General features: G+C 65.8%; 9 protein-coding genes and 1 pseudogene. 6 read left to right on the forward strand and 4 right to left on the reverse strand.

Annotation, left to right across the window (positions count from 1 at the left end):
* Nucleotides 1-12: 12 nt before the first annotated feature.
* Nucleotides 13-654 (forward strand): maleylacetoacetate isomerase, encoded by a 642-nt coding sequence (gene maiA, locus QOL68_RS02115; protein WP_282946516.1) that lies wholly within the window; start codon nucleotides 13-15, stop codon nucleotides 652-654.
* A gap of 11 nt (nucleotides 655-665) precedes the next feature.
* Here the strand turns inward: maiA and QOL68_RS02120 are convergent, their stop codons facing one another.
* Genes QOL68_RS02120 through manD form a run of 4 tightly spaced genes read right to left on the reverse strand, consistent with a single transcriptional unit; the run spans nucleotide 666 to nucleotide 5265 of the window.
* Nucleotides 666-2369 (reverse strand): N-acyl-D-amino-acid deacylase family protein, encoded by a 1704-nt coding sequence (locus QOL68_RS02120; protein WP_282946519.1) that lies wholly within the window; start codon nucleotides 2367-2369, stop codon nucleotides 666-668.
* 43 nt (nucleotides 2370-2412) lie between these two features.
* Nucleotides 2413-3126 (reverse strand): FadR/GntR family transcriptional regulator, encoded by a 714-nt coding sequence (locus QOL68_RS02125; RefSeq protein WP_058454659.1) that lies wholly within the window; start codon nucleotides 3124-3126, stop codon nucleotides 2413-2415.
* 34 nt (nucleotides 3127-3160) lie between these two features.
* Nucleotides 3161-4054 carry a DUF4861 family protein gene (locus QOL68_RS02130; protein ID WP_282946522.1) on the reverse strand — a complete coding sequence of 298 codons (894 nt, stop codon included), beginning with the start codon at nucleotides 4052-4054 and terminating at the stop codon, nucleotides 3161-3163.
* Complete coding sequence (gene manD, locus QOL68_RS02135) at nucleotides 4054-5265, reverse strand: D-mannonate dehydratase ManD (RefSeq protein WP_204993338.1); 1212 nt, start codon at nucleotides 5263-5265, stop codon at nucleotides 4054-4056. Before manD ends, QOL68_RS02130 begins: the two co-directional genes overlap by 1 nt.
* A 121-nt stretch (nucleotides 5266-5386) precedes the next feature.
* On the opposite strand from manD, the gene QOL68_RS02140 reads away from it, so the two are divergent.
* The 5 genes and pseudogenes from QOL68_RS02140 to QOL68_RS02160 all read left to right on the forward strand — a co-directional run bounded on the left by QOL68_RS02140 (nucleotide 5387) and on the right by QOL68_RS02160 (nucleotide 13554).
* Entirely contained in the window at nucleotides 5387-6541 is a 1155-nt protein-coding gene (locus QOL68_RS02140; RefSeq protein WP_282946525.1) for a glycoside hydrolase family 88/105 protein, read from the forward strand.
* Nucleotides 6538-7761 (forward strand): alginate lyase family protein, encoded by a 1224-nt coding sequence (locus tag QOL68_RS02145; protein WP_282946527.1) that lies wholly within the window; start codon nucleotides 6538-6540, stop codon nucleotides 7759-7761. The genes QOL68_RS02140 and QOL68_RS02145 overlap by 4 nt, the downstream gene beginning before the upstream one ends.
* Nucleotides 7758-8907 (forward strand): annotated as a pseudogene (locus QOL68_RS02150) (alginate lyase family protein). Before QOL68_RS02145 ends, QOL68_RS02150 begins: the two are co-directional and overlap by 4 nt.
* Before the next feature lie 269 nt (nucleotides 8908-9176).
* Nucleotides 9177-11795, forward strand: coding sequence for a TonB-dependent receptor (locus tag QOL68_RS02155; protein WP_282946529.1), 2619 nt, complete (start codon nucleotides 9177-9179; stop codon nucleotides 11793-11795).
* Between the two features lie 145 nt (nucleotides 11796-11940).
* Nucleotides 11941-13554 carry a hypothetical protein gene (locus QOL68_RS02160; protein ID WP_282946531.1) on the forward strand — a complete coding sequence of 538 codons (1614 nt, stop codon included), beginning with the start codon at nucleotides 11941-11943 and terminating at the stop codon, nucleotides 13552-13554.
* Nucleotides 13555-13670: the final 116 nt, after the last annotated feature.

Below are 13670 nucleotides of genomic sequence, written 5' to 3' on the forward strand. Positions count from 1 at the left end.
GGGGGACGGGCGGTGAAGCTCTACAGCTATTTCCGGTCATCGGCCGCCTATCGCGTGCGGCTTGCGCTGGCGCTCAAAGGGATCGCCGCCGACCAGGTCGCGATCAACCTGCTCGCGCGCGAGCCGCTGCCGGGCTATCGGCAGGCGGTCAATCCGCAGGGCTTCGTCCCCGCGCTCGACACCGACGCCGACGGGTTGATCGTCCAGTCGCTCGCGATCATCGAATATCTCGACGAAACGCATCCGGAACCCGCGCTGTTGCCGGACCGCGCCGCGGACCGCGCCTATGTCCGCGCCGCCGCGCAGCTCGTCGCCTGCGACATCCATCCGCTCGCGAACCTTCGCGTGCTTCGCTATCTCAAGCGCGATCTGGGGCAGAGCCAGGATGCGATCGACGACTGGTACCGGCATTGGGTCGAGGACGGTCTCACGCGGCTCGAGGCTTTCGTGGCAGCGGAAGGAAAGAGTGGGCGCTTCCTGTTCGGCGACGCGCCGACGATGGCCGATTGCGTCCTTGTTCCCCAGCTTTTCAACGCGCGCCGGCTCGCGTGCGACCTGGCGACTGTTCCGACGTTGGTCGCGATCGACGCCCGCTGCGCCGGGCTCGATGCGTTTCGTCAGGCGCATCCGGACGCGCAGCCCGACGCGGTCTGATCAGCGAGGCCTCAGCTGCAGCGGCCGAACCCCTTGCCTCGCACCGCGCGGCCCGGCGTCGCGCCGCTGTGCCGCCCGTCCTTGAGGACGGCAACCCCGTTCACATAGACGTCGCGCATGCCGACCGCATAGCGATGCGGCTGTTCGAAGGTCGCGCGATCGGCGACCGCGGCCGGATCGAAGACAACGACATCGGCGTAATAGCCGGGCTTCAGCGCTCCGCGTTCGGCGATGCCGAGATTGGTCGCGGGCAATGTCGTCAAACGGCGCACCGCTTCCTCGAGCGTGATCAGCTTCTCGTCGCGCACATAGCGGCCGAGGAGACGCGCGAAATTGCCGTAGGTCCGCGGATGTGCACCCGATTTCAGGAACACGCCCTCGGTCGATTGCGACGCCGCGTCGGACCCGAAGCTCATCCACGGCAATTGCACCTGCTTGCGGACATTGTCTTCCGACATCAGGAAATAGACGGTGCCGACGCGCGACCCGTCCTCGATCACGAGGTCCATCGCGGTTTCTTCGGGCGATTTGCCGCGCATCGCCGCGACCTCGGCGAGCGTCTTGCCGATGAGCGGCTTCAGCGCCTCATTCTTGAACCCGGTCAGGATCATCTTGTCGGCGCCCGCGCCGAAATAGAGATTCTCCCAGTCGCTGCCCGGCTTCTGCATCTCGGCGGCAACGCGCGCGCGCGTCGCGGGATCCTTCAGCCGTTCGATCCATGCTTCGAGGCCGCCTGCCTGCACCCAGGTCGGCATCGCCGCGTCGAGCCCGGTCGCTCCGGCGGTGTAGGTGTACATGTCGGTGGTGATGCGCAGCCCCGCGGCGCGCGCCGCCTCGATCTTCTTCACGACCGCGTCAAGCTTGCCCCAGTTCGAGCGGCCCGCCATCTTGAGATGATAGATTTCGGCGGGCGCACCCGATCGGCGCGCGATCTCGATCAGTTCATCGACGGCTTGCTCCAGCCGGTCGCCCTCCGACCGCATGTGGCTGATGTACATGCCGCCGCACTTGCCTGCCTCGGTCATCAGCGCGGCGAGTTCGTCGGTCTCGGCATAGGAGCCGGGCGCATAGATGAGCGAGCTGCCGACGCCGAGCGCGCCCTCGTTCATCGCCTGCCGGACGAGCAGCTTCATGCGCGCAAGCTGTTCGGGGTTCGGGTCGACGTCATCCTCGCCGAGCTCGTGGACGCGCACCGTCGCGGCGCCGACGAAGCTTGCGACATTCGTCGCAATGCCGCGCTTTTCGAGCCAGCCGAGATAGTCGCCGAGGCTCGTCCATTCGATCGTGTAGCGGATATCGCCCTGCCGCTCGGTCTCCTGCCGCTTCATCGTCGCGTTATACGGGCCCATCGACGAGCCTTCGCCCATCACCTCCAGCGTCACCCCTTGCCGGATGTCGCTTTCGCTGCGCGGATCGGCGATCAGCGATTCGGTCGCCCAGCTCAGCATGTTGATGAAGCCCGGGGCCACCGCCATGCCGCGGGCCTGAACTTCGCGCTTCGCCGTGCCGTCGACCGTGCCAACCATGACGATGCGGTCGCCCTTGATCGCGACGTCGCCGGTGATGGGCGGCGCCCCCGACCCGTCGTAGATCGTACCGCCGCGGATGATCAGGTCATAGGCGGGGCTCGCACCCTTTGCGGCCGCGGGCGCTGCCGCCGGTATCGAGCCGCTCAGCAGCATCAGCGAAAGGACGAAAGGCCGTGGCAGCGTCATCTTTTTCTCCGTGGATGAGCGGTGAGCGTCGTCAAATCGTCCATCAATCCTTCGGCAGCGCCTGCTGAATTGCGCGGTATCGCGCGGCCGATTTCTCCATATGGCGTCGCGCCGCGCGGCGAGCGGCGGCGGGGTCCTGCGCTTCGATCGCGGCATAGATCGCCCGGTGGTCGTTATTGATCGTGCGCGCATAATGCTGGTGCCGCTCGGGGTCGCTGCCTTGCAGGTACAGCTTGCGCGAGGGGACAAGGCGGACGCCGAGGAACTGGGTGAAGCGCAGGAAATAGTCATTGCCCGTCGCCCCGGCGATCGCGGCGTGGAAGGCGGTATCCGCGGCGACCGACGCGTCGACGTCGGTGCTCGCCTCCATCGCCTCGAGCGCACCGCGCAGCGCGGCGAGGTCGGCGTCGGTGCGGCGCCGCGCCGCGAGGTCCGCCATTTCGGCCTCGAACCCCATGCGCATTTCGAGCAGGCGCAGGACATCCTCGATCTCGCCGACCTCGTCGGCGGCGATCTGGAAGGCGCGATATTGCGCGCCGTCGGGGACATAGGCGCCCGAGCCGCGCCGCGACACCAGCAGGCCGCGCGCGGCGAGGCGCGAATAGGCTTCGCGCACGACGGTGCGGCTGACGCCGAACGCCTCGGTGATCGCCTTCTCGGTCGGAAAGCGCGCGCCGGGGGGCATGTCGCCCTTTTCTATCTGTTGTTCAAAGCGCTGGACCAGATCGTCGGCCAGCGACGCTGCCTTGGTCGCCATGGCGGGCAGGGTTATCAAAGCGCCGCGACGCTGGCTAGGGCCGGAAAGCCGGACCTTGTGCCGCGACATAGCTTTCCCACGCCTCACGCGTCGCGAAATCGCCGCGGCGGTCCCACGCCGCGCCGCTATAATAGACGAACGGCTTGCCCGGCGTGACGCGGATCAGGATCAGATAATTGTCGGCGTCCTCGGCGAAGCCGATGAACGCGGCGGGATCGACGATCACCGCGGCGGCCATGCGGCCCTTGGCGCCATCGGGCGGACCCCACCAGCTCATTCGCGCGTTTGCCGCGTCCTTGCTGATCTCGCCGAGCGCGCCGCCGTTTATCGGGCGCTTCGAGAGGCCGATCCCGACGATCAGTTCGGCGTCGCTGCTCGACGTCAGCGTCGAGGTTAGCCGCGTAAAATTGGTTCCCGCGGGCAGGGTGAAGCGCCGCGTCTCGCGCACCGTGCGTAGCGTATCGACCGGCCAGGGATCATAGTCGACCGTGAAATCGGCGACATCGGGTCCGGCGCCCAGGATATGCGGGCGGACATAGTTGCGCGAGGTCCAGAGCTTGTTGTCGTACCAGATGCCGAGCCCGCCCGTGCCGCGCCCGCTGCCGACATTATAGAAATCGAGCCCCTCGCCATGGTCGGCGTGCTGGTCACCGGTGCGGAGCTGGCGATCCATATAGGGCCAGCGGACGCGTTTGCCCCATGCGTCGATTCCCGACGAGGAGGGCGGTTCGGTAGTTTCGAGCGCGCGCGAATAAATACGGTGCGCGATGCGGTCATTCTCCCAGAGCAGGTCGCCGTAACGATAATCGGCGATCACGACCGCGGCCCGCGCTCGCTGCCCGTCCGGCGTGGGGGGACGCAGCGGCGCATGATCCTGCGCGAGTGCGGGCGCCGAGATCAACACGGCGGCGAGGAGCACCCGGCGCATCACCAGCTCCACATCGTCCCGTCCTCGAGCCGGTTCACCGGCAGATAGGCGCGGGCATAAGGATGGTCGGCGGCCAGCGCCTCGTCGATGTCGACGCCGAGTCCGGGGGCGTCGCCGGGATGGAGCATCCCGTCCGCGAAGCGATAGGCGTGCGGGAATACTGCGTCGGTCTCGGGGGTGTGGCGCATATATTCCTGAATGCCGAAATTGGGGATCGCGAGCCCGAGGTGCAGCGCCGCCGCCATCGTGACGGGCGACAGGTCGGTCGCGCCGTGACAGCCGGTGCGGATCTGGTGCAGGTCGGCGAGCGAGGCGATCTGGCGCATATGCGTGATGCCGCCCGCGTGGAGCACGGTCGCGCGGATATAGTCGATCAGCCGGTTCTCGATCAGCGCCTTGCAGTCCCATACGGAGCTGAAGATTTCTCCGACGGCGAGCGGTGTCGTCGTGTGCTGGCGGATCAGACGGAACGCCTCCTGATCCTCGGCGGGAGTAGCGTCTTCGATCCAGAAAGGCCGATATGGCTCCAGATCCTTGCCCAGCCGCGCCGCCTCGATCGGGGTCAGGCGATGGTGAACGTCGTGGAGCAGGTGGACATCCCAGCCGAGCGCCTCGCGCGCCGCCGCGAACAGCTCGGGGACGATGCGCAGATATTTGGCCGTCGACCAGATATTCTCGGTCGGCAGATCGGCGTCGGCGGGCTCGTAGAAATATTTGTCGCCGCTGACGCCATAGGTCGACGCCATGCCGGGCACCCCGCATTGCAGCCGGATCGCCCTGTACCCCTGGCGCTGATAATCGAGCGCGGCCGCGATCGTGTCCTCGATCGTCGCGCCGTTGGCATGGCCATAGACCATGCATCCCTCGCGCGAGGCGCCGCCGAGAAGCTGATAGACGGGCAGCCCCGCGACCTTGCCCTTGATATCCCACAGCGCCATGTCGACCGCGCCGATCGATGCCATCGTCACCGGGCCGCGCCGCCAATAGGCGCCCTTGTAGAGATATTGCCAAATATCCTCGATCCGGTGCGCGTCGCGGCCGATCAGACAGGGCACGACATGGTCGGCGAGATAGCTCGCGACCGCAAGCTCGCGGCCGTTCAGGGTCGCGTCGCCGACGCCGGTCGTACCGTCGTCGCATTCGATCTTCAGCGTCACGAAATTGCGTCCCGGGCTCGTCACGATCACCCGGGCGGACACGATCTTGGGCATGGCCTCTCCATTCGTCGATAGTTGTATGACAACCTTATTGACATGCTCGACGTAAAAGGAAAGAGAGAAGTCGCCGGCGGTAAGGACTGGCGAGCGAACCTTGCGGGAGAGAGCGGTGCCGATGAACTTCTTCGCGCCCCTGATGCTGGTCGCTGCGCCCGCAGCGGTCGCCGACGCCGAACCGGCGATGCCGACTGCGGCGGCGATCCTCGCCGAGACGCGGCGGGTTGCCGACTGGCAGCTGGCCAACCGCACCAACTGGGGGGCGATGCCGGCGGCGCGGCCAAGCGTTCGCAACCCGCGCGACTGGCAGCAGGCTACCTTCTGGGTCGCGCTGACCGCGCTTGCCGACCGCGATCCGCGCTATCGCAAGCCGTTGATCGAGCTGGGTCGCGAGCTTGGCTGGAAGCTCGGTGACAAGCCCTATCATGCCGATGACCAACTCATCGCGCGCGCCTGGATTTGGGCGGCGAAGAATGGCGAGGGGGGAAAGGCGCTGGCGCCTGCGCGCGCCTATTACGACCATGTGCTCGCGAACCGGCCGACGACCGGCCTCGTTTTTGCTTCCAATGCCTCGGGGCAGGGCGATCCCGCCTGCACCGATCGCTGGTGCTGGTGCGATGCGCTGTTCATGGCGCCCGAGACGCTGCTGAAGCTCGCGAAGGCGACCGGCGACAAGCGCTACGCCGATTTCGCCCACGCCGAGTTCAAGTCGACGACCGACTATCTCCACGATCCGGCAGAGCGGCTCTATTTCCGCGACAGCCGCTTCTTCGATCAGCGCGACGCGCAGGGGCGCAAGCTGTTCTGGAGCCGCGGCAACGGCTGGGTGATGGCGGGGCTGGTCGGAATTCTCAAGACGCTGGACAAGGGCGATCCGAAGCGCGGCTATTATGAGGGGCTGTTCCGCGACATGGCGGGACGGCTCGTCACGCTGCAAAAGGCCGATGGCTATTGGCCCGCGTCGCTGCTCGACCAGGGTCCGGCGACGCCTCCCGAAACAAGCGGCACCGCTTTCTACACCTATGCCTTCGCATGGGGTATCGAGGCCGGGCTGCTCGATCGCACGAGATATGAACCGGCGGCGGTGCGCGGGTGGCACGCGCTGACGCGTGCGGTGCAGCCCGACGGGATGCTCGGCTGGGTGCAACAGGTGGGTGATAGGCCCGACAGCGTATCGGCGCGCGAGACGCAATTCTACGGCGCCGGGGCCTTTCTGCTCGCGGGGACGGCGATGGCCGACCTTGCGGAGACGCGCCGGCTGAAAATGAAATGAAGCTTCTTGTCCCCGTCTCGCTCGCGTTGCTGTCGCTGGCTTCGCCCGCCGTTTCTGCTCCATCGGATCACCCGGTCTGCGAAGGCAGCGAGGGCTATGCCGCCAGTTTCGGGGGACGGCGAACCTTCGCTCTGACCCCCTTCGACCTGGAGGCGATCAAGGCGAAACGGACGAGCGACCCGGTCGTCGCCGCGGCCTATCGCGACCTGATCGCGCGGGCCGACCATGCGCTGGCTGCCAGGCCCGCATCGGTCATGGACAAGCAGGCCGCTCCGCCATCGGGCGACCGCCACGATTATGTCAGCCTCGCGCGTTATTGGTGGCCCGATCCCGCCAATCCCGCAGGCCCCTACGTGCGCCGCGACGGCGACACCAATCCCGAGATCGAGACGAACCGCTTCGATCGTATCGCGCTAGCCCGCATGGCACGCGAGGCGGAGACGTTGGCGCTCGCCTATTATTACAGCGGCGACACCCGCTATGCCGATGGCGCGGCGCGGGCGATCCGGACCTGGTTCCTCGATCCGGCGACCGCGATGAACCCGAACATGGATTTCGCGCAGGCGGTGCCGGGGGTGGCGAACGGCCGCGCCGAGGGCGTGCTCGACGGTGTAGGGTTCATCGGGGTGATCGACGCGGCGGGGCTGATCGTACCTGCGGGATCGCTCTCGCCCGCCGAAAACGCCGCGCTCGAAAACTGGTTCGCGCGCTATATCGACTGGATGCAAAACAGCGCGAACGGGAGGGCGGAAGCGGCCGCGGGGAATAATCACGGCCTTTGGTACGACGCCCAGCTTGCGCGCTTCGCGCTTTTTGCGCGGCGCCCCGATATTGCGCGCGACATTGCGCTGCATTTTACCGAGGGGCGCATCGATAGGCAGGTCGATGAATCGGGCGCGATGCCCGCCGAGCTGACGCGCACCCGCAGCTTCCATTATTCGCTCTATGCGCTCGACGCCGCCTATACAGTCGCCGACAGCGCGGCGTGCATCGGCATCGACCTGTACGCGGAAACGGGACCAAAGGGGCGCTCGCTGCGTCGAGCCACCGATTATCTCGCCGCCTATCGCGGGCGCGCCGCGGACTGGCCGTACAAGGAAAAGGACTGGCCCGCCGACAGGCTCGATGGCCTGCTGGTGCGCGCCGACCGCGCGTGGGGGCCGGGGGCCTATCCGCGGCACATTCCTGCAGATCTCGTACTCCGCTATCGGGTGCCATGATTGCGCGGCGCACCCTGCTTCTGGCCTTGTTGCTGGCAGCGCCGGCGGCATGGGCGCGCAATTCGGGGGCGTTCGACATTCGCGCGATCGAGCGCAAGCGGCTGCTGCCGCAGGGGCCGGCGTTGCTGGCGATCGAACCCCGGACGATCGCCGCCATCCCCGCGCCGCGCAGCCCCGCGGGACCGCACGACTATTATTCCGAGGGCGACTATTGGTGGCCCGATCCTGATAATCCGGGCGGTGCCTATGTACGCCGCGACGGGCGATCGAACCCCGACAAGTTTGACGGGCACCGCGACGCGCTGATCGCCTTCGGCCGTACCGTTCCCGCGCTCGCCGCTGTCTGGGAGCTGACCGGCGATCCACGCTATGCCGAGGCGGCAATGCGGCATCTTCGCGCCTGGTTCGTCGACCCGGCGACACGGATGAACCCGAACCTCGACCATGCGCAGGCGATCATCGGCGTGAACAGCGGGCGCGCGATCGGGGTGATCGATACGCTCCAGATCGTCGAGGTTGCGCGCGCTGCGGAGCTGTTCGCGCGCCGCCACGCCCCCGGCTATGCCGCGATTCGGGCCGAGGTCGAGCGGTGGTTCGTCGCCTATCTCGACTGGCTGACGACGTCGCCCTTCGGGATGCAGGAGCGCGACGAGAAGAATAATCACGGTAGCTGCTGGCTGCTCCAGGCATCGGCCTTTGCGGCCCTGCTCGGGCGCGGCGATGTGCTTGAGGCGGCTCAGGACCGTGATCGTCCCGACGCAGGTCGCACTCGACGGCCGCCAGCCGCTGGAACTCGCGCGGACCAAGGCCTATGCCTATTCGCTGTTCAACCTCGACGTGCTTGCCGCGAGTGCCTGGCTGCTCGGCGGTCGCGATCTCGTCGCGTGGGAAACCGGCGACGGGCGTTCGATCGCGAAGGCGATCGCCTTCATGGCGCCTTATGTCGCCGACAAGGCGCGCTGGCCCTTCGCGCGCGACATCGAATATTGGGATGGCTTCCCGGTGCGCCAGCCGAGCCTGCTGTTCGGCGGACTCGCGCTTGGCCGCCGCGACTGGACCGACTTGTGGCAACGCCTCGATCCCGATCCCCGGATTGGCGAAGTTGTCCGCAATTTCCCGGTCCGCCAACCGTTGCTCTGGTTATAAGCGTTGATGTCCCGCGGTGCGGACCAAAGATGTCTGACATTTTTCTTGACATGATGTGGCGAAAGGGCGATCAATAATGACACCGGTTACCAAAATGGAACCGAGACAAGAAGGGAGAGGGTGCGTTCGGCCCGCCGCGTCGATAGCGGGCGCCCGGACATTCCCCGAAATGAGGACAAATGGCGCGCGCCGCTTCATTTGTCCGCAAGAGTAACCGGTGTCATTCCTTGCCAGCGCGGGAATGCATTGTAAAAAGTGGGAGGGATTAGATGGCAAATCGGGCGAAATACGGCGTCGGAATCTGGGCGCGGCTGGCGGGCGGCGCGTCGCTCGCGGTGCTGGCGGTGACCCCGGCGCTCGCGCAGGAACCGGCGGGCGGCAATGCCGCCGATCCGCCAAGCGAGGAAATCATCGTCACGGGCATCCGCGCTTCGCTCGAACAAGCCGCCGACATCAAGCGCGATGCGCCGCAGGTGATGGATGTCATCACGGCGGAGGACGTCGGCAAGCTCCCCGATTCAAACGTTGCCGAGGCGCTGCAGCGCGTCACCGGCGTCCAGATCACCCGCGTCTTCGGCGAAGGCCAGTCGGTATCGGTGCGCGGCCTGCAGCAGGTGCGCGTCGAGGTCGACGGCCGTACCCTGCTCGGCTGGTCGGCGCGCCTGTCGCCGCCCGAGAACGACCAGCTTGGCCGCTCTTCGGGGCTCGATTCGGTGCCTTCCAGCCTGTTCGGCCGCCTCGAAGTCCGCAAATCGCCGCTGGCCAGCCAGGCCGAGGGTGGGCTCGGCGGTACGGTCAATCTTGTCACGCCGAAGCCGCTGTCGTTCAAGGAGCCGACGATTTCAGTGCGCGCGCAGGGCGTCTATTCCGAAAACACCGACAAATTCGAACCCGCGATCACCGGCTTTGCAACGACCAAGTTCGCCGACGGCCGCATCGGCGTCATGATCGCCGGCGAATATCAGAAGCGCACCTCGACGACCCAGACGTTCGAGCGCAACAATTTCCTCAACCGCAACTATACCGGAACGGGCGGCGGGGCGATCCCGACCCCGGTGCTGCTGCAATATGAACAGTTCGTCGTCGATCGTTCGCGGCTCGGCCTCAACGGCGCGATCCAGTTCGAGGTGACCCCGGAATTCACGATCACCGCCGACGCGCTCTATTCGAAGCTCAAGACCGGACGGCACCAGGATTTCTTTGCCTTTCGCCTGCCGACGGGCAGCAACCCCGTCACCAATCGCGTCGTCGAGGACGGCATGGTCGTCGCGGGTAACGCCAACGGCACGGTGACCACCGCGGGGCAGATCCGCAACGAGCCGACCGAGAGCTTCCTCTATGGGCTCAACGGCAAGTACGAGAATGACGGACTGACGGTCGAGGCCGACGGCTATTACAGCAAGGGCACGATCGACCAGACGATCCAGATCATCACGCTGCAGGCAACCGCCGCAGTTCCGGGAGCGTTCGATTTCCGGGACCAGACGGTCCCGTCGCTGACGCTGGGCGGTACCTTCAATCCGACCAACTATGCCTCCTACAATCCCGCGAACAATGGCGTGCGCAGCAACCGGCTGATCGGTCTGCTCGAGGAATGGACCGGCAAGCTCGACGTCAGCTATGAGGCCGACAGCGGCGTCACCATTTCGGCGGGCGTGCGCTATACCGACCTTCATGCGCGGTCGAACGCATTCCGCAGCCAGGTCACCCCGACCCGGACCGAGATCGAGCCCTATCTGAAGCTCATTAATGCTGGCGATATCCTGGCTGATATCCCGGGCAGCTTCCCGCGCAGCTTCCTCAGCACCGCGCCGACCTTCGATTATGTCTTCAACCGCGCGCAGGCGGCCGAGCCCAACCCCGATCCGAATGGCCGTTCGACGCTGCTTCCCAATCTGCAGCGCGACTATGATCTCAGCGAAAAGACAATCGCGGGCTATCTGATGGTGTCGGGCGAGGGCGAGATCCTCGGTGTGCCGTACAAGGCGAATGGCGGCGTGCGCATCGCGGCGACGCGCCTGTCGGTTGACAGCTATGTCAACGTCGGGGCGGTCAGCACGCTCCGCAACGACAAGAACCGCTACACCACCGTGCTGCCGAGCGCGAACATCGCGTTCAACGTCACCGACAATTTCCTCGTCCGCGTGTCGGGGTCGCAGACGATGCAGCGCGCGTCGATCGCCGACCTCGCGCCATCGACCTTCTTCAACGCGACGAACCTGTCGGTTACCGGCGGCAATGTGAACCTGAAGCCGCCGATCTCGACGCAGGCCGACGTCAGCTTTGAATATTATACGGGCAAAAGCTCGCTGATCTCGGGTGCCGTCTTCTATAAGGACGTCAAGGATTTCATCGCCAGTTTCGTGACCTCGGGGGTCGACACCAACCTCGATCCACAGGGCCGGGTGCTCGTATTCTCGCGTCCGGAGAATCTGGCGAGCGCGAAGATCAAAGGCTTTGAAATCGGCATCCAGCAGTTCGCCGATTTCCTGCCGTCGCCGCTCGACGGCCTCGGCATCATCGCGAACTATACCTATTCGGACTCGGAGGACCAGTCGGGCTTCCCGCTCGTTGCGGTGTCGAAGAACAGCTACAACCTCGTCGGCTTGTACGAGAAGGGACCGTTCTCGGCTCGCTTGGCGTACAACTATCGCGACGAGGCGGTGTTCGAATTCTCCGAAGGGCGGCCGAGCTTCATCGGCTCGCGCTCGCAGCTCGACGCGCAGGTCGGTTTCGACATCACCAGGAATTTCGCCCTGTCGCTGCAGGCGCAGAATCTGATGCCGAAGAAATCGGCGACGAAGGAATATAGTGTGAACGAAGTCGCCCTGAACAGCTATGCCCTGTCGGAGCGGCGCTTCTCGGTCGGGCTCCGCGCCAAATTCTGATTCCTTGAGAACGGCGCGGCGCCCGTCCACAAGGGCCGCGTTGTCCACGGACGATATGGGAATGAATTGTATGCGATTGCCTGGCCGGGCCGGACGCCCTCTCCGTCTCGCCCTGTTCCTGTCGGCTGCGGCAGCTTGCGGGACGATGGCCCAGGCTCGGCCGGGCGATCTGCCAAGGGTAGTCTCCGACCGCGCGACGATGGCCGCGAACCCGCTGCCCGATTTCTCCTATGCGGGTTATGGTTTCGGGACGCAGCCGATCCCCGGGGATGACGGGACGGTCGTTGACGTGACCAGCTTCGGCGCGATCCCTGACGACGGGCTCGACGACACGAAGGCGGTGCTGCGCGCGCTGGCCGCCGCGAATGCCGTCAAGGGCAAGGTGACGCTGCGCTTTCCCAGGGGACGCACGCAGATCACCGAGGTGCTGCGGATTACGCGTAGCGACATCACGCTCGACGGCGCCGGCGCGGGGGCAGGGGGCAGCGAGCTCTGGTTCCCGCGGCCGTTGAAGCTGATCGACAAGAGCCATGATTATGACGAGCTGCGCGAATATCTCGTCCGCGAGAAGAAGCAGCAGGTCGAGCCCGAGCATAATATCGACTATCTCTTCACCGAATATAGCTGGGCGGGCGGGATGATCTTCGTCGCGCCCGAAGGAAGTCGGCCGGTTTCCTATGACGCGGCGAAGGATGTCCGCGACCCGGTGCTTGCGAAAGGCGTGGCCGGCACGCAGTTCGCCCGCACCCTGACCGTCGACACCGCGTCGAAGCTGCGCGTCGGCGATGTCGTCCAGCTCCAGTGGTTTTCGGTCGACGGGCCGAAGAGCGCGATCCTGAAATCCCTCTATGGCAACACCGACCTGCCGATCGGATCGCACCACTGGACCTCGCCCGACCGGCCGGTCGTGGTGCAGGCGACCCGCGTGACGGCGGTCAGAGGCAGGACGGTGACGCTGGGCGATCCGCTGCTCCACGACGTGCGCGCCGACCAGCCCGCGGTGCTTGCCGAGTGGCGGCACCTCACGAACGTCGGCATCCAGAATCTGCGCTTCCAGTTTCCCGACGCGCCTGCCTTCGGACATCATCTCGAGCAGGGCTATAACGGCATCTACATGACCGGCGTGTTCGACGGTTGGGTTCGCAACCTTGTTATCGACCAGTCCGACAGCGGCATCCTGACCGACAATGCCGCGAGCCTGACGATTGCGAATGTCACGACGACGGGCGCGCGGCGCGCGCATTACTCGGTGCATGTCGGCGCGGTGCATAATGTCCTGGTCAAGGATCTGAAGGTCGAAAATCCGGTCATCCATCCGCTCAGTGTCAACACGCGCTCGACGCGCTCGGTCTTCCTGCGCGCCGACGTCGCGGCCGGGGCGGTGCTCGACCAGCATAGCGGCTCCAACCACCAGAATCTCTTCGATCAGGTCACGCTTCATATCGACCCCGAGCAGGGGAAGGACGGCTGGGTCTATCGGTTGTGGGTCGGTGGCGGCGCGCCCTATTGGAAGCCGGGGCACGGGCTCTACAACACGCTGTGGAACGCGCGGCTGGTGATTTCGGAGAGTGTGCCGGCCGACGCGACGGTCGCGATCACCAGCGGGATCGAGGGGCCGGGCGAACGGATCGTCGGGCTTCACGCCAACCGCCGGATCAGCGTCCACTATGATCCGGCACCCTATATCGAGGGCACGGGAGAGGCCGTGGCAGGCGCGCCGTCGCTCTACGATTATCAGCTCGCGCGGCGCCGGAAATAGGAAGCGGCGCTCGCTTCCGTAACGTAAACTGTTGCTATTCGGCCACGAATCCACGAAATTTTGCCAATTTTCGCCTGCGCGCGTTGACGCGCCGGTTGCGGTCGCTACAGCGACAC

It is taken from the genome of Sphingopyxis sp. Geo25 (assembly GCF_949769135.1).
Lineage (GTDB): Bacteria > Pseudomonadota > Alphaproteobacteria > Sphingomonadales > Sphingomonadaceae > Sphingopyxis.

Coding starts and splice junctions, on each gene's coding strand:
- QOL68_RS02120 (WP_282946519.1), bottom strand. CDS start 2,369: ATGACGCTGCCACGGCCTTTCGTCCTTTCGCTGATGCTGCTGAGCGGC.
- QOL68_RS02125 (WP_058454659.1), bottom strand. CDS start 3,126: ATGGCGACCAAGGCAGCGTCGCTGGCCGACGATCTGGTCCAGCGCTTT.
- QOL68_RS02130 (WP_282946522.1), bottom strand. CDS start 4,054: ATGCGCCGGGTGCTCCTCGCCGCCGTGTTGATCTCGGCGCCCGCACTC.
- manD (WP_204993338.1), bottom strand. CDS start 5,265: ATGCCCAAGATCGTGTCCGCCCGGGTGATCGTGACGAGCCCGGGACGC.
- QOL68_RS02140 (WP_282946525.1), top strand. CDS start 5,387: ATGAACTTCTTCGCGCCCCTGATGCTGGTCGCTGCGCCCGCAGCGGTC.
- QOL68_RS02145 (WP_282946527.1), top strand. CDS start 6,538: ATGAAGCTTCTTGTCCCCGTCTCGCTCGCGTTGCTGTCGCTGGCTTCG.
- QOL68_RS02155 (WP_282946529.1), top strand. CDS start 9,177: ATGGCAAATCGGGCGAAATACGGCGTCGGAATCTGGGCGCGGCTGGCG.
- QOL68_RS02160 (WP_282946531.1), top strand. CDS start 11,941: ATGGCCCAGGCTCGGCCGGGCGATCTGCCAAGGGTAGTCTCCGACCGC.